Here is a 19,394-nt window from a genome sequence, read left to right as displayed (position 1 = left end):
GTAAAGCTTATTGTTTGAAAATAAATATTTCTAAACACATAGAAAATAAAAAACTTTAATTAACTATTTTGAATCTAGGTATCTAGTAACCACTCGAGACATAACTATACTATTTGATAAAACAATCTCATCTCCACTATCTGATTCTAGCTTTGTATAAAGAAAACCAACTGACTTAACAACTCCCAAAGAACCTCCTATATCAACTTTCTCACCTATTGAAAAGGGTTTACTAAAAGCTAGCATTATACCAGATGCAATAATACTATAAGATGACTTTAAGGACATTGAAACACCAAACACTATACCTGTTAAAACACCGGTAATTGGCGATATTGGAACGCCTAATTGAGCAATAGCAATAACTACTACTAAAACTATTAAAATAACATTAACAAGACTAGATAAAAATCTAGCCATAATTTCATCATATTGTTGTAAAATTTTATTTATTAGATTTCTTACTATTTTAGATATAAATATTCCAACTATTAGTATAATTGCAGCAACAATAAGCTTCATAAAAAAATGATCTGAGTTTAAATAAATCATTTTGCTTTAATCCTTAAATAATATTTTTTCCTTGCTTTAAGCAATATAATCAATGAGATAACATGAAAACCAAAAACCACTAAAGATGAAACTATATCATCAAAGTCATACTTAGCTAACCAAAAAACATCTTTAGCTCCATGTCCTAAATCATCAATAATTTGACAAAGCATATAAAAAGCAAATACTGAAATAGACATCGAATATCTAAACAAAAATAAAATTAAAGCTGTTAGCAAAATCATTGGATATACAGCAACACTAAGAAACTGTCCAGTCGATCCATAATATTGTAAAGTTGTTAAAGAGTAATAACTAAGATCTTCAGAGTCTATAGCTGAAAAATAAATAAAAACCGCAACTAGCAAAACTGATATTGCCGCTACAGTGTTTCTATTTATTATAGTATCTGAGAATTTTCTATAACCCTTCTCAGAAAACAAAAGGCCTACAACAGAGATCATGATTGTTCCAGAAAGGAAGCTATTATAACTATCTACAGAAGTCGGAAAAAGCTTATACAATAAATAACCATATAAGCTTGGCGAAATAGAAAATAACAACATACAAATCCAAAAATAAGGATCATCATTCTTTTTATTCTCAAAAATCCTACTCATAAAATGACTTGCTAAGAATAAAGACAATCCAATTAATAGCTGCATCACAATGTTTGCGATTAAAAAATTATCCAACTAAATAACTCCCTTACTCTTTAATAACAAATAAAATCCTGCTGCCAAAGAACAACCAATTAAAGGTCCTACAACAGGTATCCATGCATAACTCCACTGACTTGAGCCCTTACCTTGTATTGGCATGATAGCATGAAACAACCTTGGCCCAAAATCTCTAGCCGGATTTATAGCATACCCAGTAGTTCCCCCAAGTGACAAACCTATAGCGATAACAACAAAAGCAACAGGTATGCCCCCTAAAGATCCCATATCTACAGGATATGCTGTGACTAAACTTGTTGAGTCTCCTAACTGAACAACAACTCCATGCATCATCAAAATAGCTAAAACTAAAACGAATGTACCTATTATCTCACTTGCCAGGTTTGAAGGAATATGCTTAATTGCTGGAGCAGTACAGTGTGTAGCAAGTTTTAAATCAGTATTATCTGTTACAGAATAGTGTGGATAATACATAACCCAAACTAAAGCCTGTCCAAACATCGCTCCCAATATTTGTGCAAAGATATATGGTGCAACACTTCCCCAAGGAAACTTACCAGCAATTGCCAATGAAACACTAACAGCCGGATTTAAATGTGCTCCACTAATAGGCCCAGCAACAAGAACACCTAAAAAAACTGCCAGCCCCCAAGCAAAAGTTATAACAATCCAACCACCATTATGAGATTTTGTTTTACTTAGCACAACTCCAGCAACGACACCATTACCTAGTAGAATAAGTATCATTGTCCCTATAAACTCGCCTATACAAGCTTCAAACATAAATCACTCCGAAAATAAATTAATTTGCATAAAGATATTTAGCATCATAAAGCTTACTAAATTCCAAAAATGAGTTTACTTGATTTTCTTGCCAAGCCTCATCTTTGCCAAGCTCTTTTGCTAAAAGCTTTGCAACTAAGCTAGCAGACTCTTTACAAGCTTTAATATCTAAAAAAGCAGCCCTAGTTCTTCGTGCTAATACATCTTCAACTGTATGGACTTTTTCATGTCTTGCCTGATAAATAACTTCTGCTTGAAAATAAGGTAGATCCTTATGAATAAACTCATAATTATTTTCTTCTTTTTGAATGCTCTTAATTTTATCTACAAATTTACCATAAACTCTTAGAGGATAGACCTCATTAGAATTTATAGCATCAACCAACTCTATCTGTGATGTTTTAGAAGGTTTTTGACCAGTTTTACCCAATTGAATATGATCAATAACATCTTGACCCATTCTTCTAAAAATAGTCCACTTACCACCAACGATAGTTATCAAACCATCTTCAGACTCTATAATCTCATGCTTACGAGAGATTTTTGCAGAACTTTTTTGTTTTTTTGGAGAAACTAGAGGTCTTTGACCACAATAAACAGCTTTAATATCATTAATTGTTGCTTTAACTTTAGAATACTCATTAAATGTATCCAAAATAAAATCAATTTCCTCTTTATCTGCTTTTGGCTCAATACAAGGCTTTTCTTTTTTTATATCTGTTGTACCTACTATCAAATGATCATGCCACGGAAGTATAAAAAGTACCCTTCCATCAATAGTTTCAGGAATTAAAATAGCATGCTCTGTAGGAAACATCTTTCTATCAAAAACAACATGTGTACCTTGACCAACAGATACATATTTATGTGCTTCTTTTTCACCAGATAATCCAATGGTAACATCTGAAAAAGTTCCCGTTGCATTAACAATATGCTTTGCTGTAAATACTTTCTTTTCTCCCGAAATAGTATCTACAACTTCAACGCTATCAACCTTTGAACTATTATTTGAGCTAAAGATCTTTTCAACTTTATGGTAATTTAAAGCTGTTCCACCTTCACTCTCAAAAGTTTTCATTAATGAAACTAGTAGTCTTGTATCATCAAACTGACCATCATAATAAACTAAGCCTTTATGCAACTTAGTATCATCAATATTTTCTAATTCATTTATAGTTTCTTGCTTATTAAGAACATAGCTTTTGCCAATTTTATATTTACCAGATAAAAACTCATATAATTTAACTCCTACAGTATATTTAAGAGTTTCATAAAGAGTTCTAGTAGGAATAAGATAAGTTTGTTTTTTAGTAAGGTGTGGAGCATTATGCAGAAAAGAAAATCTTTCCTCCAAACCTTCTTTAACTAAAGCAAAATCAAAATTTTCCAAATATCTAAGTCCTCCATGTATAAGCTTTGTTGACTTAGATGACGTTCCTTTACCAAAATCATAAGCTTCTAGAAGTAGCGTTTCATAGCCTCTTGAAGCTGCTTCTAAAGCACAACCAAAACCAGTAGCACCACCACCGATTATGATAATATCAAAATCTTTACTCATTATTCAGCCCATGCCTTACTTCTTTCAACAGCTTTTTTCCAACCTTTATAATCATGACATACTGTCTCTAAGTCTTTTTTAGGCTCAAAATTTTTCTCAATATTGACTAATGTTTTAAGTTCTTCTTTATTCTTCCAAAAACCTACCGCTAGACCAGCTAAAAACACAGCTCCTAATCCTGTTATCTCATTAATTTCAGGCTTAGAGATATGTGTTTGTAAAATATCTGCCTGGAATTGCATTAAGAAACTATTCTGCACAGCTCCGCCATCAACTTTTAATCCAGCAAGATCTAATCCCGTATCTTCTTTCATACAGTCTAAAACATCTTTAGCCTGATATGCGATAGCTTCTAATGCTGCTCTAATAATATGCTCTCTCTTTGTATCTCTAGTTATACCAACTATAGTACCTCGAGCATACATATCCCAGTAAGGAGTCCCCAGCCCAACGAATGCAGGCACAAAATAAACCCCGTTAGTAGAGTCAATTTTTGTTGCATAGTATTCACTATCTTCTGAAGAGCGAATAAGCCCAATACCATCTCTAATCCATTGTATTACTGCTCCAGCAATAAATACACTACCCTCAAGTGCATACGTAGGTTTACCATTTTCACCCCAAGCAATAGTTGTTAAAAGTCCAGCATCTGAAAATACTGGCTTATCACCCACATTCATAAGCGCAAAGCATCCAGTTCCATAAGTGTTCTTAGCCATACCTTTCTCAAAACAGCAATGTCCAAATAGTGCAGCATGCTGATCTCCAGCTACTCCTGCTATAGGAATTCTTGCTCCAGCTAGAGTTCTTTCATCAGTATGTCCATAAATTTCACTAGAGTTTTTCACTTCAGGGAGCATTGATTCAAGAATACCTAAATGTTTAAGAATCTTTTTATCCCACTCTAGTGTATTTATATTAAAGAGCATAGTTCTAGAGGCATTACTATAGTCTGTTGCATGTACTTGCCCTCTAGTCATATTCCAAATAAGCCAAGTATCAATTGTACCTAACAACAACTGTCCTTTTTCAGCCTTCTCCCTTGCACCCTCTACATTATCAAGAATCCATTTAACTTTTGTACCAGAGAAATATGCATCAACAACTAGTCCAGTATTTTCTTTTATATATTTAGTTAATTCTTTATCTTTTTTTATTTCATCACAGATATACGATGTTCTTCGACACTGCCAAACTATAGCATTATAAATAGGATCTCCAGTTTCTTTATCCCAAACCACGACGGTTTCTCTCTGATTTGTAATACCTATTGCTGCTATCTGATCTGGTTTTATTCTAGACGATTCTAAAACTTCTCTTAAAACTCCACTCTGTGTACCCCAAATTTCCATAGGATCATGCTCGACCCAACCACTTTTTGGATAAATCTGTGTAAACTCTTTTTGAGCGATTTTTTTAATACCACCTTTATTATCAAATATAATTGCTCTTGAACTGGTTGTTCCTTGATCTACTGCTAAGACAAATTTTTGAGACATTGATTGCTCTCTTTCGAAAAACACTTATGTCAAAGATTATATAACTAAAGAGGTAATAAATTAATAAAAATAAGAAAATTAAGCTCTTTTTTCTTTTATAAAAAGCGCTAATAAGAAAGATAAAAACATTAATATCGGCAGTATAAACAATGCTAGTTTAAATGACGCAATTTCACTAAAACCAAAACTTTCTAATTTTGCTACAGCAAAGCCAACAAATGGTTGCAATATAGCTCCACTTAAAGGAATGAATAAGTTAACCATAGCTAAACCTGTAGCAATATATACAGGACTAACCTGAGTTCTTAAGATAGTGAAGTTAAGCACATGGACAGCCTGCATACCTCCCCATAAAACACATAAAACACACATTAGTATAGGATTTATATGGAAGTAAACTATAGCTGTAACAATAAATATCCCAAAGACAGATGCCCACACAAGAAGAGACTTCTCCTTATTAAAGATTGTCGCTATAAAACCCCATAACGGACTAAATACGGCTATTCCAATAAATATCATTGATGAAGCTGCTCCAGCATAATGTTCAGAATAGCCTTCTAAAGTCAAAAACCTAAAGCTCCATAAATCTGCAAATAATGCTGTAGTACCATAGATAGTGAAGCAAAAAAGACCATTTAACCAAATTTGTTTATTCTTTAAAACTACAAGAATATCAGCTGGCTCACTATGCGCATCTGCCAAAACATCAGTATCTTTCTGATTATGTGGCTCTTCTGACTTTATGAAAATAACAGTACACACAAATAGTACTATCGATACTATTAATATCCCAGCCATAATTGTCTGAATACTATAATGATTAGATAAGATAACCAAAGGCAAACCAGTCAAAGTTCCTGCTGTATACATCAACATCTGAGTAGCTCCTGTAAACATAGGAAAAAGTCTACTAGGTAACCATATCGCTATAGATTTCAATGCAGATAAAAAGGCAAAACCACCACCTAGACCTGCTAAAATTCTATAAATAACTAAATACTCCTGAGATGTGGCTTGAGTCGCAATAAACACAGCTAATGAAAACATAAATGTACTAATCATCATGACTTTCTTAATACCAAATTTATCAAGCAATATACCCGCTGGTAGCTGTGCTGCCACGTAAGCCCAATAAAAAGCTGAACTAAACAAACCAATTTGCTCTGGAGATAGATTATATGGATCAGTCAGAAAATCATGATATAAAGAATTACTTGATGCTCTAATAACGAATTCTAACGCATAGAAAAACGCACATAAAAACCATATAATAAAACCAATTTTTGTAACTTTTTTCATTTATACATCAAGAAAGTTGGGTTATTGATAATTCGATTATGGTTTAGATTTCGATAGAAGTAAATAGAATGAATTTATTTGAATTAAAAATCCCATTCAAACCCTGTTTTTAGCATTCTTGAACCTCGATAGTTTGCTCCATCAAATCCATTAAACATCGTAGTATCATTTGCCATCTGACCAGTTAGGTTATATTGCCCTTCAAATATTAATCCAAAAGATTTAGAAAGATTATATTTTGCTCCTCCTCTACTTGAAGCAAACGCTGCTACTCGATCTTGAGCGTTATAAACCCCACCAATATTGTTTAATACATAAGGAGAAGCTCCCAATACTGTACCACCATAAAGTTCAAACTTATCATCTAATATTTTTTTAGTTAGTTTAGTTTCTTGAGTATAGAATTTTGAATTTTGGACGACTCCACTTGTTCCAGCTGTTAGCATACCTTCTGAACTTGTCCAAGAATTTAACTCTAAAGTGTCGATCAATTTTAAGCCTTCTGCTTGTGTATTTAAAAATAAAGAACTATTGCTTTTATCTACAACCTCATTTCCTCTTTCTGAGCTAGATCTATAAAAGCCTTCACTTCCAGTAAAAAATTTGCCTGTTTGAGGATTATATTCTGAAGCCTGTAAAGCTGATAATGAAATCATAAAAATAATCAAAGCTAAAATATTTTTCATAAGCCTCTCCAATGATTTGCCTCTTTATTATATCACAGCGTAGTAACACAATAACTTATAGACAATAAACTCTGTAACTAGTAAAGTATCTACATATTTTCAAAAAGATACATAGATGAAAAAAACAAATTTTTTCTCAATACTAACTATAGGTATTAGTTTTTATTGTTATGAATTCTTCCTAAGAATACTTACTGGTGCTTACCAAGAGCAAATAGTTAATTATTTCTCAATAAACACTCATACTGGATTCTCATTTCTAGTATCAAGTTACAATATTACCTATCTTCTAATGCAAATACCTGCAGGAATATTACTTGATAGATTTGGTAGCAAAAAAATTCTTATCTCTGCAACACTCATATGTGGATTAGGCAATATACTATTTGTCCTTGGCAGCTATAATATGGCTCTTGTCGGTCGTCTCTTAGTTGGTATAGGATCATCTTTTGCTTTTATTGGGGTACTTAAACTAGCTAGAGAGAACTTAAGTCTGAAATACTTTGGGTTAGTTGCTAGTATTGTGATATCTCTTGGTACATTGGCTGCTGCTTTTTCTCAACAATTAAGCGTCTACATATCAAGCTATAATGCTTCTTGGATATCTGTGTTTATTTATTCTGGGATTTTAGCTGTTCCATTATCTTTATTATTTTTGCTGTTCTTACCATCAAATGAAAACACTATAAATTTGATGCCAAAAATTGGAGATATCTCCAATCTAACAAAGAAACTTTTAAAAGATAAGACTTTATGGCTGAATGCTAGTTGGGCTAGTTTGATATATATACCAACCGTTGTTTTAACCTCTCAATATGGAGTTTTTTACTTTAAATCTATTTATAATATAAATGATTTATCTGGAACTACTCTTATAACATCATTATTTATGGGATGGGTTATTTTCTCACCAATTATGGCAACTATAATTCACAAGTTTGGTGAAAGAAAAACTATCCATATCTGCATTATAGGAATGCTTATTACAATAATATTACTAGATGCTAAAGTGCTTGGTAATAACCTTATATTACTCACTTTTCTATTTGGAAGTTTTTCTGCTGTCCAAGTACTTGTATGGCATTTTTTTAATAAAATATGTCCAACAAATATATCTGGTCTTGGTATAGCAATTACGAATATGATAATAACTCTAATAACAGAATTAGGACAATTAGCTGTTGGAGTTTCTTTAGATGTGACTAAGGTAGTTAATTTAGATTATCCTTCAAAAACAATAAGTGCTTGCTTCTTAGTATTTACTCTTTTAGGATATTATTTAATAATTAAATCTCTTAAAAAATTTGATAATAGACAAATCGGCTAATCTAAATATTCAGCTTGCTCTTTAACTGGCTTTTCCATACCAGTTTTCCAAACCCAGTAATACACAGGCTCACTGCCTCTGAAGCTAATTACTTTATAGTTATCTTTAGCATCAATAGCATGCAATGTTAACTCATCAAGATATCCATGCTTGAGCCTTTTCAAATCATTTGCTGCTTCGTATACAGCTTCTGTAACACTCATTCCCATCTTTTGATATAACACTATTGATCTAGCAGTTGAACATCTTATAGCCATCTCACCTGTATGAGTACAAGCTGCCGCACCATAACGAGAATCAGCATATGATCCTGCTCCAATTATTGGACTATCTCCTAATCTACCAGGATAACGCCAAGCCCATCCAGAGGTGCTAGTTGCAGATGAAATTTTGTTTAAATGGTCTCTAGAAAGATAAACCGTAGTATCAAAAATCTTTTCAGGATCTATCGCTTTTTTACTTAACTCAATTAGAGCAATATTTGGAAACTTCTCACCCTGCTCTTTTGTTAAGTATTTTTCTATATGATTCCTCCACGCTGTCTCTGCAGATTCTATTAAATTATTAGATTTCTTTGCTCTTATTTCTGCAGCAAACCTATTAGCACCTTCGCCTACTAAGAGCTCATGATTTAATCTTTTAAATACTTCGTAAGCTACTTCAACTGGATTAAGAAAACCTTCTAATGCTCCTACAGCGCCTGTCTTTAATGAGTCTCCATCCATAACAGCAGCATCTAATGTAACATGCCCCGTAACATCTGGCCATCCACCTTTCCCAACTGTTCGAATATCCGTATTCTCTTCAACTAACTTAATTCCTTCTATAATCGCTCTTAAGCCATCTTGATTAGCTTTTAGCAATTCAAAAGATTTATTAACTCCACATTTACCTTCATCATTTGCTATTAAAATCATGCTTGAAATTCCTCTGGACTCTTTTTAAACCTTCTCAAAAGGTAAATTATTATAAATAAAAGTATAGCCATAAATAATGCTGCTACTGCCAATTCAAAAAAACCCGATGAAAATAATTTAGTTGGATTACTATCTGACTTTACATCTTTTGTAATATGTGAGCCAATTATACCGCCGAAAAATCCAGCATATGCACTAATAGTCCACCAAACTCCCATCATTGTTGATTTCAAATGCTCAGGAGCCACTCTAGTAACCAAAGCCAACCCTACAGGAGAAATACATAATTCTCCAAAAACTAACATAAGGTATGCAGCTGAAACCCATAAAACACTTACATAGCTAAGTGAGTTTATAGCTGAATAACCACCCACAGCTAAAAATGTAAAAGATAAGGATAAAAACACTAAGCTTAGAACAAATTTAATCTCATCTGAGGGTTCTCTATTTATATCACTAAGTCTCTGCCATAAGAATCCAAAGAGTGGTGTGATAATAACCAAAAGTGTTAGCTGAATGCCCATAACTGTAGTTACAGGCAATTGATATCCGAAAATATTAAGGTCAACACTAGTCTTTATAAATAATGGAATACTAATAGTAGTTTGATTACTTAAAGACCAATAAAACAGCATAAATATAGATAATAATAATAAAGTTGCTATTCGAGTTTTTTCAGCGGTTGTTAAAGATCTCCACAAAAAACTAAGATAAACAAATAAGCCAATACCAGACAAACTAATAACAATCATAGAACTAGTAGGATGAGCAATAAGATAGCCAAATAAAACTGCAAAAAATACTACACTCAAAATGATCAGTCTCCACACAGTAATTCCGAGAATGAGTTTTTTATTCATAACTTTAAAATTAGGCTCATCACAACTTTCAGGAAAATGCTTTTTACCTTTTTCAAAAACAACTAACCCTAAAGCCATACCAAAAGCCGCTAACATAAATCCATAATGCCAACCTATCTTCTCACCAACATAGCCAACTATAAAAGTAGCTAATACTGAACCAAAGTTGATCCCTGTATAAAAATATGCAAAACCACTACTTCTTAAAGCTTCTTTTTTATCATATAGACGCCCAACCATAGTTGATACATTAGATTTAAAAAATCCTGTTCCTGCTGATATACATCCAAGTCCTAAAAACAATGCAGTAGAATTACTGCCTAATGAAGATAAAATTATGTGCCCCGCCATAATAGCAAGACCTCCAATTAGTACACATCTTCTATAGCCAATAATCCTATCAGCTAAGACTCCTCCAAAAGCGGTAGTAATATAAAGATAAGTCACATAACTTCCAAAAATAACAGTAGCATTATCTTCAGCAAAATTTAAACGACTTGTCATATATAGAACTAATAATGCTGAAAGCCCATAAAAACTAAAACGCTCCCACATTTCTGCAAAAAATAGATACTTTAAACCACTAGGATGCTTTAAGTGAAGGTGACTACTCATAATAAAATTCCACAAGAACAATATAAATCTGTAATTTATATTTTTAGTATTAATTTCATTATGTTAGAGAAAAAATTCAAAGACAAGATGATTGCACCAAATAAGCTTGGTACCTAATTAATTATAGTTATGCTTTATTTCCATATTCTTGCATATGCTTAGCAATACGTTTATTTGAACCATACATGAAATGGTTTTCCATTCTTTCTTTATACTTACTACCTGGTACGGTTAACCCAACAGCATCTGCAACTTCTCTAATTAACATAGGGCTAGCTCCACAACAAACACCTAAATAATTCACTCCAAAATCATAAGCCTCTTTTGCAAACTCTCTGATCTCGTAACGATTACAGTATAAGGGATCAAGCGCTGTTGGAAAAGTTCTTCCATGAGGTGCTGGACAGCCACAACCATTGTTGTCTGGCAAGTTAAAAAATGTTGGATGATCATTAGTTGTTCTATATGGAATAGGAAGACCTGCCACATGGCACTTAACAGCTGTTCGAATTTTCTTTAAATCTGGAAGCATTGTTTGAGGGCCTCTAAAACAATTAAGTCCTACAACATCAGCGCCACGCTGCTCTAGCTCTTTGCAAGTATCTATAATTGACCATCCATCTCTCATTGTATTTTCAGCCATTGGTGCGATTGTTAATACAGTTGGAAGATTGGTTTTTTTCATAATTTCTAAAGCTCTAAAAGCTTCTTCAGCATAATAAAACGTTTCTCCGATTAAAATATCAGCCCCTTCTTCAGCTGCCCATGTAACCATTTCATCAAACATTCTAGTTACTTCTTTTTGTGATGTATTATTTCCTTGTTCCCAAATATTTGAGTTAGAAATATTTCCAGCTAATAAATTTGGTTGAACACCTTCTGGTGTTGTATCAGCAACTCTTTTAGCTATTCTAAGAGCCTCTCTATTTAACTTTTCAAGCAGACGCTCTTTTCCAATAACTCTTAATTTTTCTCTATGGCCGTTATAAGTAAAAGCCTCTACAATATCTGACCCAGCATGTTGGAAGTCTCTATGCAAACTTTCTAAAACCTCAGGATGCTCCAAAGATACCATAGGCACAAATTCACCTGATGCCATATAGCCTCTTCTTTCTATCTCAAATAGAAAGCCTTCCGCACAAATAACAGGCCCTTTATTTAAACGTTCAACTAAACCTTCTTTAACACTCATTTTTATACTCCTCTTAGTTTTTAAACCACATATAAAAAATGATAAATATGTAGCATTTATTAAAAATTAAGGCTTTTTGGAAACTTTTTAGAAAAGTTGTTTCAAAAAAACCATCTGCAAAAGCGGATGGTCTATAAATGAATATTAAAGACAACAAACTACGCTTTAGCAGAATTTATAAAGCGCTCGCAAGTTGATATATTAAATCAGCGCTTGTCTTTTATCCTAAATTAGATTTCACAATTGTTAAAACTTTTTACAGCAATAATATTAATTTCTTTAATTTTAATTTTTCTATCTATCATATAAAAAGCTATACATGCATACACACCAACTAAAGAAACTATAGCCATATAAACAAAATATAGCTGATATCCTAATACTCCAGGATAAGTTTCTAATAAATAGCCATTTAATATAGGTAACAATATATCCGGTGAAAAAGATAACATAGCTGCTACACCTATAGCTAAACCCAACATTTCTTTTGGAAAACCACACATCTCTATAGTAGACCAATAGGTTCCTCTAGCTGCGTAAGTTACGATTCCAAATAGCATCACAATACCAATAATCACTGATGTATTATCAAAAAACATCGGAATCGCTATAGCTGAAAGGCTTAATAAAAATAAAGAGATCATTATTAGTAATAAAGTTTTCAATATACAAAGCTTATCAGCAAAAATTCCGGCACATATTGCACCAAAAGGTTTTGTCCAAAGCTTCAGAGCTATAATACCTCCAACCATATAAGCAGTTAACCCAAAGCTTGATTCATTTAAATAACCAGAAAAACTATACGTTGCCCAAAATACTTGATATGCCGAAAAAATTATAAGAACAACATACTTAAATCTTCTATTTTTAAATATAATCTTTAAGTTCTCTAATAAATTACCTTTAACTATTCTCTCAATTTTCTTTATATCTGGACTTTGCTTAAAGCAGAACCAAAAAATTATACCGACTAAAATACAAACAGTTGAATACATCAATATTACATTTATTAAGGCTTGAGGATCTTTATCAGAAGTTTTTTCTGCAGTTACAAAGTAAATATATACAGCCGCGGTTGCTAAGATAGCCTCCACAAGACCTCTACCTCCCTCAAAAGCCCCAAAAAATCTACCCTGAGCATTTTTACCAGCAATAATATTTATCAGTTTCAGAGAAGCTGCAGAAAATGATAAGCCTGTAGTTATACCCCATCCTAAATATACAAAATATAAAGAATAAAAAGATGGAATGGTTGAAAAATAAAAACCAATACAACCTGTACCAATTAGAGAAAATGTAATTAGCTTTTTCATTGAAATCTTATCTGCTAGCCAACCACCAGGAACATATCCCAAGAAAAATGATAATCCCAATATCGAATACAAATTACCCAATTGAAAAATACTTATACTAAAGGTTGTAAGCATTTGATCCTGAAAGTTTTGTCTAAGATAAACTATTGGATATATAACTCCTCCAGCTAATATTAATAACAGAAGTTCTAATGTTTTTTGTCTGCCCATTTTAATACCCTCAAAATAGAGACTATAAAAAGAGATATAGATTTAAGCCTTATCCCCATACGCTTGTATATGCTTAGCTATTCGCTCATGTGTTCCATACATGCTATGGTTTTGCATTTTTTCTCTATACTTACTTGCTGGTACTGTTAACCCCACAGCTTCGGCAACCTCTCTAATCAAAGCAGGACTTGCCCCACAACAGACTCCTAAATAATTAACTCCAAAATCATAAGCCTCTTTAGCAAACTCTCTTATTTCATAGCGATTACAGAATAATGGATCTAATGCTGTAGGGAATGGTCTACCATGTGGTGATGGGCAGCTACAACCATTGTTATCGGGTAGGTTAAAAAATGTTGGGTGATCATCTGTTGTCCTATATGGAACAGGTAGTGCTGCAACATGGCATTTCACTACTTTACGAATCTCTTTTAGATATGGAAGCATTGTCTGAGGGCCTCTAAAACAATTTAAACCAACAACATCGGCACCACGTTGCTCTAGCTCTTTACACGTATCAATAATTGACCAACCATCTAACATAACATTCTGACCAAATGGAGCTATTGTTAAAACTGCTGGCAAGCCAGATTTTTTGATTACTTCAACAGCCTTAAATGCTTCTTCTGCATAAGAAAATGTTTCTCCTATTATGAGATCAGCACCTTCTTCAGATGCCCAGGTAACCATTTCATCAAACATCCTCTCAACTTCTAGTTGAGCATTTCTATCTCCTTGCTTCCAGATATTTGAGTTGCAAATATTACCCGCCATCAAATTTGGCTGCACTCCTTTAGGAGCAGAATCAGCAACTTTTTTAGCTATTCTAAGAGCCTGTCTATTCAAGTCTTCTATAATATGCTCTTGCCCTGCTACTCTAAGCTTTTCTCTATGTGCATAATAAGTTAAAGCCTCTACTATATCAGATCCCGCATGCTGAAATTCTCTATGCAATCCTTCTACAATCTCTGGATGATCTAAAACAACTGTTGGAACAAATTCACCTGACGCTAAAAATCCACGTCTTTCTAATTCAAAAATAAAACCTTCGGCACAGATGACTGGACCTTTATTTAGACGTTCAACCAAACCTTCTTTAACACTCATTTTTATACTCCTCTTAGTTTTAAACCACATATAAAAAAATGACAAATATGTAGCTTTTATTAAAAATTAAGGCTTTTTGGAAACTCTTAGAAAAACTGTTTCAAAAAAAACCATCTGCAAAAGCGGATGGTCTATAAATGAATATTAAAGACGACAAACTACGCTTTAGCAGAATTTATAAAGCGCTCGCAAGTTGATATATTAAATCAGCGCTTATTTTTATCCTAAAGAAAAATAAATTTATTTATACTATTTTTTACAGCAATTTTTATTTTTCAGAATTTGCTGTAGAATTTTTGACAACAGCATACTTTACAGATTATGATGAAAAGTATGAATTTTGTTTCATATTAGTCTACAAGTTAAATTTTGTAGGCACGTGTTGATTTGATAACTCAGCTTGCGGACACGAAAAATAATCTGCTAAACGGTTGCTGGATATTCCATCCTCCCATACTCAGATTTTCCCCAAGCTAAAGAGTTTTATAAATAGGAGAAAACTATGAGTAAATATTCTTTAGAAACTTTAGCATTACACCGTTCAATTCCTGATAAGAGTGGATCTGTACAAACACCTATTCATCAAACATCTAGTTATGTATTTGAAAGTACAGAACACGCTGCAAACCTTTTTGCACTAAAGGAATTTGGTAATATCTATTCTCGACTGACAAACCCAACTGTTGATGAATATGCCTCAAGGCTGGCTAGCTTACATGGAGCTGCTGGTGGCTTTGCCTGTTCATCAGGTCATGCTGCTCAATTTTTAATATTGCTTAACTTACTACAAAATGGAGATCATGTAGTCGCTTCAAAATACTTATATGGTGGCTCTATCACACAGTTAAGCCATACATTTCCTAGACAGTTCGGATGGCAATCAACTTTAGTTGATATAGATAATCACTCTGAAATAAAAGCTGCAATCAAAAATAATACAAAAGCCATATTTATAGAATCTCAATCTAATCCTACAGGAGTAATTGCAGATATTAAAGCTATTGCAGATATAGCTCATGAAGCTGGAATCCCTCTAATTGTTGATAATACGATAGCAACACCATATTTACTAAACCCCATAGAACATGGTGCTGATATAGTTTCATATTCTCTAACCAAATATTTAGGAGGAACTGGTTCAATTATTGGTGGTGCTGTAGTCGATGCTGGGACTTTTAACTGGTCACAAAATGATAAATTTCCTTTATTATCTAAACCTGATAGTTCATATAACAATATCTCTTTCCATAAAACTTTTGATAAATTAGCATTTACTGTCAGAGGTTTGGCTGTTGGTTTAAGAGATATCGGAGCCACACTTAGTCCACATAGTGCTTTCTTAGCAATTCAAGGATTAGAGACGCTAGGAGCAAGGCTAGATAAACATGTTTCAAATGCACAAATTATTGCTGAATTCTTAGATAATCACCCTAAGGTAAAAATAGTTAATTATGCTGGGCTTACAAACTCCCCATACTATAACTTGGCAAAAAAATATTTTCCTAAAGGCCAAGTGGGTCTATTAACTATAGAACTTGAAGGAGGCTTTGAGGCTGGCAAAAAACTTGTAGAACAAACAAAGATATTCACTCACTGCGCCAATATTGGTGATGCTCGTAGTTTGATAATACACCCAGCATCAACAACACACTCTCAGCTGAGTGAGGAAAAAAAAATACAAGCTGGTGTAACTAATGGGTTAGTGAGACTATCAATAGGTTTAGAAAATCCTGATGACTTAATTTCAGATTTATCTCAAGCTCTAAATGCTTAAGGAGAAAAGCTATGTCCGTAAATGTGAAAGAATCATTTGAATGGCTCAAAAACTTAAAGTTTAACTTTCCGACTCAAATTAACTATAAAAATTCTAATAATATTCGTCACTTACGAATAGCTATAGTAAATTTAATGCCAACCGTTAAAGAAACCGAAAAACAATGGACAGAGGTTCTATCACACAATCCTAACACAATTGTTGACTTAGTCTTTTTTCATTCTTTAACAAGACCAAGTACTCGAGTTGACAAAGCTCACTTAGAACAAAACTACCACAATTGGCAAGATTATGATTTTAATGATCTAGATGGAGTTATCATTACTGGAGCTCCAGTTGAGCTGCTAGAATTTGAAGATGTTGATTACTATAAAGAAGTTTGTGACATAATAGCAAAAAGTATTAATCATGATCTCTCTTTAATGCTAGTCTGTTGGGCAGCACAAGCAGCTTTATATTATTTATATGGAGTAAAAAAAGTTTGTTTGGATAAGAAACTGTTTGGAGTATATGAGCACAAATTACTTAAACCTGATCATCCTTTATTGAAGGGCATTAAAGATAATCAGATTAGAGCCTGTGTCTCAAGGCAAACAAAAATAGATCATACAGATGTATTAAAATATACAGATCCAATTCTAGGTTCATCTATCGATGGTTTAGATTGTTTAGCCGATAAAAACTCTAATATAACCTATATGTTCAATCACTTAGAATATATAGCGAACACTCTAGAAGGCGAATACTTAAGGGATCTTGAAGCAGCTAAAAATATAGAAACACCTCATAATTATTATGATGAACAAAATAACATAAACTTTTCTTGGCAAAATGATCGAAAGGTTTTTTATTCTAACTGGCTAGATATTTTAAAAGAGAATAAGAATTAAAACCGATCAAACAATTTTTGTATTTCTTCTGTATTACTTGTTTTCAACAAACATAAATATAGATATATTCTAGCTTTTTCAGGAGTTAATATATCAGAAGACACTAAATCAAATCGTCTATCCAAATCATTATAGTTTTTAGATACTTTTCCAGAACGTACAAAAGTTGATCTCACAACAACTATACCTTTGTCTCTAGCTTTCTTAAGGAAATAATATTGATTAGATGGGATATTACCATTTCCTGGTTCCACAATTACAATTCCCTTGAGATCCTTAATATTTCCGATACTTTCTAGATAATCTGATGATATATCAGCATGCTCATAAATTATCTCTACTTTTGGAAAAGACTTAACTTTTTCTAAATCATTATTTGCTGCGAGTATTCTTCCATGGCTAGCTATAATAGAATCTTTGTCATCAATAAGAATAGGATTAGTAAAGCCAAACTCTTTAATAGAGCCAGCTATCTGTAATACTTGATCATCATTATGAGTTCTTGAATTATTAATATAAGGTATTAAATCAGAAACTTTTTTAATTTTATTTTCGTAGAAATTCATTAGGAAGTATAAATATAATTTCTTTAATTATAAGTATACTATTGAGATAAGTTAGGACTCTTAGGCTTATGAGCCCCATGCATAGTTAATTACATAATCGACATCTCCTAACTTGTCGATTAATGGTTTTGTTATATCTTTCCATTTAGCACCAAAGTCTTCGCTCAAATATACTTTATTTGTTGTTAAGCCTTTATCTATTAAAACAATACTTCCTTCCGAAGAAGTTATCTGTTGTATTGAATTTAAATATGCTGTACCTCCATCTATCAAGCTAAGGCTATTGTGCTGCTTATACGTAGCTGGCAAACCTTTATTTTCAGATCTATAAAATCTTTGACTATTTTTAGAATAAACTACTACATCATTTTTATTAAATAAATAATGTGGTAAATCATCTACCGAAATATCACTTACTAATTTAACATCTTCTCTATTTGTTGAAATATATTGTTTATTATTTTTAGTTGCTAGATATACATACTCATTTTGTGTGTACATCGCTGAATATCCATCATCAGAATTACACTCCATTGTACCCATCCAAAAACCATCGTTTTCTCTATGAAAAACATAGTTGCTTTCTGCACTTGATCCGTAAATTCCAGAACTAGATTTATCTATATTAATTAAACTATTAGATCCTACACTAAGTGATCGTACATCATCATTATTTAAAGACCATGTTATACCATTGTCGTATGAAATATAAAATTTAGCTGTATATCCACCTTCAGCATCATTAAAACCAATTGTTAAGAGACAAATATCTTCAAGCTTTTGACTATATGGTGCTAAGCTAATTATCCTTTCTCCTTTTAAAACAAGCTTCCAACCATCATCAAAAGAGAATCTATATAAAAATTCTCCACCTTCTCCGCCAGCATAACAATAAAAGTAAATATTATTATTTATTGTTATAAATTTTACTGGCTTTCCTGTTTCCTTAATTCCTAAGTCTATCTCTTTTGCACCTTGGCCCATACGACCTCCAAAAAGCTTTATATGTCCACTTTTATCTTTGTATGCATAACATTGATAATCGGCATGGAAACATCCTATAAACCCTGTTAATTTATCTGGTGTTTTTAAATCTTCAAAAGCTCCAGCTTTAGGATTATATAGACAAGCTATATCCTTAGTTTTGCTATTTGCCATTATTAAATTAAAAAAAGCATTTTTCATTTTTATCTCCTTTTTGATTAACTCACTTTCAACTGTAACACTAATAAATATTATTTTCAGCTTCTAGAACAAATCTCCACAAGCTTTTTTATAATATTTTCTATTACAGTAATTTCTCTTTCTTTTTTTATTTGAGACTTTGAGCTCTTCGTAAGGTTTAAGATTAGTTAATTCACTTATTGGAAATAAGCTTCTATTTCCTTCAAGCATAAAAACTATATCTTCCTCAGCTGTGTTTTCCCATAATTCATAAGCTTTTAGAAAGCTTAAAATTAGACAAATAGTAAAACCCTCTACAATACATACATATCAAGGCTTTCATCAAAAATTAGCTCCATTCGTAACGCTTCCCGGCTTATAGGAACGAAACCCCAACTT

Annotated in this window: 17 protein-coding genes and 1 riboswitch; of the genes, 3 read left to right on the top strand and 14 right to left on the bottom strand. The window is 32.6% G+C overall.

The features are described 5' to 3' along the window. Positions 1-63 precede the first annotated feature (63 nt). The 7 genes from KX01_RS03225 to KX01_RS03195 all read right to left on the bottom strand — a co-directional run bounded on the left by KX01_RS03225 (position 64) and on the right by KX01_RS03195 (position 7,060). Positions 64-552, bottom strand: a complete 489-nt coding sequence (locus KX01_RS03225; RefSeq protein WP_071663626.1) for a mechanosensitive ion channel family protein — start codon at positions 550-552, stop codon at positions 64-66. Next, complete coding sequence (locus KX01_RS03220; protein ID WP_071663625.1) at positions 549-1,247, bottom strand: hypothetical protein; 699 nt, start codon at positions 1,245-1,247, stop codon at positions 549-551. The genes KX01_RS03225 and KX01_RS03220 overlap by 4 nt, the downstream gene beginning before the upstream one ends. Next, positions 1,248-2,015, bottom strand: coding sequence for an MIP/aquaporin family protein (locus KX01_RS03215; protein ID WP_071663624.1), 768 nt, complete (start codon positions 2,013-2,015; stop codon positions 1,248-1,250). Between the two features lie 19 nt (positions 2,016-2,034). Further along, positions 2,035-3,573, bottom strand: coding sequence for a glycerol-3-phosphate dehydrogenase/oxidase (locus KX01_RS03210; protein WP_071663623.1), 1,539 nt, complete (start codon positions 3,571-3,573; stop codon positions 2,035-2,037). Continuing rightward, positions 3,573-5,072, bottom strand: a complete 1,500-nt coding sequence (gene glpK / locus KX01_RS03205; RefSeq protein WP_071663622.1) for a glycerol kinase GlpK — start codon at positions 5,070-5,072, stop codon at positions 3,573-3,575. The genes KX01_RS03210 and glpK overlap by 1 nt, the downstream gene beginning before the upstream one ends. 78 nt (positions 5,073-5,150) lie before the next feature. After that, positions 5,151-6,374, bottom strand: coding sequence for an MFS transporter (locus KX01_RS03200; protein ID WP_071663621.1), 1,224 nt, complete (start codon positions 6,372-6,374; stop codon positions 5,151-5,153). A gap of 83 nt (positions 6,375-6,457) precedes the next feature. After that, a complete protein-coding gene (locus KX01_RS03195; protein WP_071663620.1) occupies positions 6,458-7,060 on the bottom strand; it encodes a hypothetical protein in 603 nt (200 codons plus the stop codon). Between the two features lie 115 nt (positions 7,061-7,175). On the opposite strand from KX01_RS03195, the gene KX01_RS03190 reads away from it, so the two are divergent. Beyond that, entirely contained in the window at positions 7,176-8,387 is a 1,212-nt protein-coding gene (locus KX01_RS03190) for an MFS transporter (protein ID WP_071663619.1), read from the top strand. Here the strand turns inward: KX01_RS03190 and KX01_RS03185 are convergent. The 5 genes from KX01_RS03185 to KX01_RS03165 form a co-directional block, all read right to left on the bottom strand. Beyond that, complete coding sequence (locus KX01_RS03185) at positions 8,384-9,304, bottom strand: isoaspartyl peptidase/L-asparaginase (RefSeq protein WP_071663618.1); 921 nt, start codon at positions 9,302-9,304, stop codon at positions 8,384-8,386. The genes KX01_RS03190 and KX01_RS03185 overlap by 4 nt on opposite strands. Then, positions 9,301-10,779: a peptide MFS transporter gene (locus KX01_RS03180; protein WP_071663617.1), complete on the bottom strand. Its 1,479-nt coding sequence runs from the start codon at positions 10,777-10,779 to the stop codon at positions 9,301-9,303. The genes KX01_RS03185 and KX01_RS03180 overlap by 4 nt, the downstream gene beginning before the upstream one ends. A 127-nt stretch (positions 10,780-10,906) precedes the next feature. Next, positions 10,907-11,971: a homocysteine S-methyltransferase family protein gene (locus KX01_RS03175; protein WP_071663616.1), complete on the bottom strand. Its 1,065-nt coding sequence runs from the start codon at positions 11,969-11,971 to the stop codon at positions 10,907-10,909. Between the two features lie 230 nt (positions 11,972-12,201). Continuing rightward, positions 12,202-13,494, bottom strand: coding sequence for an MFS transporter (locus tag KX01_RS03170; protein WP_071663615.1), 1,293 nt, complete (start codon positions 13,492-13,494; stop codon positions 12,202-12,204). Positions 13,495-13,536: 42 nt separating this feature from the next. Continuing rightward, positions 13,537-14,601, bottom strand: coding sequence for a homocysteine S-methyltransferase family protein (locus KX01_RS03165; protein WP_071663614.1), 1,065 nt, complete (start codon positions 14,599-14,601; stop codon positions 13,537-13,539). Positions 14,602-14,970: 369 nt separating this feature from the next. Beyond that, a riboswitch (SAM riboswitch) is annotated at positions 14,971-15,048 on the top strand. A gap of 55 nt (positions 15,049-15,103) precedes the next feature. On the opposite strand from KX01_RS03165, the gene KX01_RS03160 reads away from it, so the two are divergent. Further along, complete coding sequence (locus tag KX01_RS03160; RefSeq protein WP_071663613.1) at positions 15,104-16,375, top strand: O-acetylhomoserine aminocarboxypropyltransferase/cysteine synthase family protein; 1,272 nt, start codon at positions 15,104-15,106, stop codon at positions 16,373-16,375. 11 nt (positions 16,376-16,386) lie between these two features. Then, positions 16,387-17,265: a homoserine O-acetyltransferase/O-succinyltransferase family protein gene (locus KX01_RS03155; RefSeq protein WP_071663612.1), complete on the top strand. Its 879-nt coding sequence runs from the start codon at positions 16,387-16,389 to the stop codon at positions 17,263-17,265. Here KX01_RS03155 and KX01_RS03150 read toward each other — a convergent pair. Continuing rightward, a complete protein-coding gene (locus tag KX01_RS03150; protein ID WP_071663611.1) occupies positions 17,262-17,831 on the bottom strand; it encodes a ParB N-terminal domain-containing protein in 570 nt (189 codons plus the stop codon). The two genes, KX01_RS03155 and KX01_RS03150, sit on opposite strands and share 4 nt — an antisense overlap. 66 nt (positions 17,832-17,897) lie before the next feature. Next, positions 17,898-19,016, bottom strand: coding sequence for a hypothetical protein (locus tag KX01_RS03145; RefSeq protein ID WP_071663610.1), 1,119 nt, complete (start codon positions 19,014-19,016; stop codon positions 17,898-17,900). Positions 19,017-19,394: the final 378 nt, after the last annotated feature.

The sequence above is a fragment of the Francisella frigiditurris genome, assembly GCF_001880225.1.
Taxonomy (GTDB): Bacteria; Pseudomonadota; Gammaproteobacteria; order Francisellales; family Francisellaceae; genus Francisella; species Francisella frigiditurris.
Note: the sequence above shows the minus strand (reverse complement) of the source record. Positions and strands in the feature narration are given on the sequence as shown.

Coding starts and splice junctions, on each gene's coding strand:
- KX01_RS03225 (WP_071663626.1), bottom strand. CDS start 552: ATGATTTATTTAAACTCAGATCATTTTTTTATGAAGCTTATTGTTGCT.
- KX01_RS03210 (WP_071663623.1), bottom strand. CDS start 3,573: ATGAGTAAAGATTTTGATATTATCATAATCGGTGGTGGTGCTACTGGT.
- KX01_RS03200 (WP_071663621.1), bottom strand. CDS start 6,374: ATGAAAAAAGTTACAAAAATTGGTTTTATTATATGGTTTTTATGTGCG.
- KX01_RS03160 (WP_071663613.1), top strand. CDS start 15,104: ATGAGTAAATATTCTTTAGAAACTTTAGCATTACACCGTTCAATTCCT.
- KX01_RS03195 (WP_071663620.1), bottom strand. CDS start 7,060: ATGAAAAATATTTTAGCTTTGATTATTTTTATGATTTCATTATCAGCT.
- KX01_RS03150 (WP_071663611.1), bottom strand. CDS start 17,831: ATGAATTTCTACGAAAATAAAATTAAAAAAGTTTCTGATTTAATACCT.
- KX01_RS03190 (WP_071663619.1), top strand. CDS start 7,176: ATGAAAAAAACAAATTTTTTCTCAATACTAACTATAGGTATTAGTTTT.
- KX01_RS03165 (WP_071663614.1), bottom strand. CDS start 14,601: ATGAGTGTTAAAGAAGGTTTGGTTGAACGTCTAAATAAAGGTCCAGTC.
- KX01_RS03155 (WP_071663612.1), top strand. CDS start 16,387: ATGTCCGTAAATGTGAAAGAATCATTTGAATGGCTCAAAAACTTAAAG.
- KX01_RS03170 (WP_071663615.1), bottom strand. CDS start 13,494: ATGGGCAGACAAAAAACATTAGAACTTCTGTTATTAATATTAGCTGGA.
- KX01_RS03175 (WP_071663616.1), bottom strand. CDS start 11,971: ATGAGTGTTAAAGAAGGTTTAGTTGAACGTTTAAATAAAGGGCCTGTT.
- KX01_RS03215 (WP_071663624.1), bottom strand. CDS start 2,015: ATGTTTGAAGCTTGTATAGGCGAGTTTATAGGGACAATGATACTTATT.
- KX01_RS03180 (WP_071663617.1), bottom strand. CDS start 10,779: ATGAGTAGTCACCTTCACTTAAAGCATCCTAGTGGTTTAAAGTATCTA.
- glpK (WP_071663622.1), bottom strand. CDS start 5,072: ATGTCTCAAAAATTTGTCTTAGCAGTAGATCAAGGAACAACCAGTTCA.
- KX01_RS03185 (WP_071663618.1), bottom strand. CDS start 9,304: ATGATTTTAATAGCAAATGATGAAGGTAAATGTGGAGTTAATAAATCT.
- KX01_RS03145 (WP_071663610.1), bottom strand. CDS start 19,016: ATGAAAAATGCTTTTTTTAATTTAATAATGGCAAATAGCAAAACTAAG.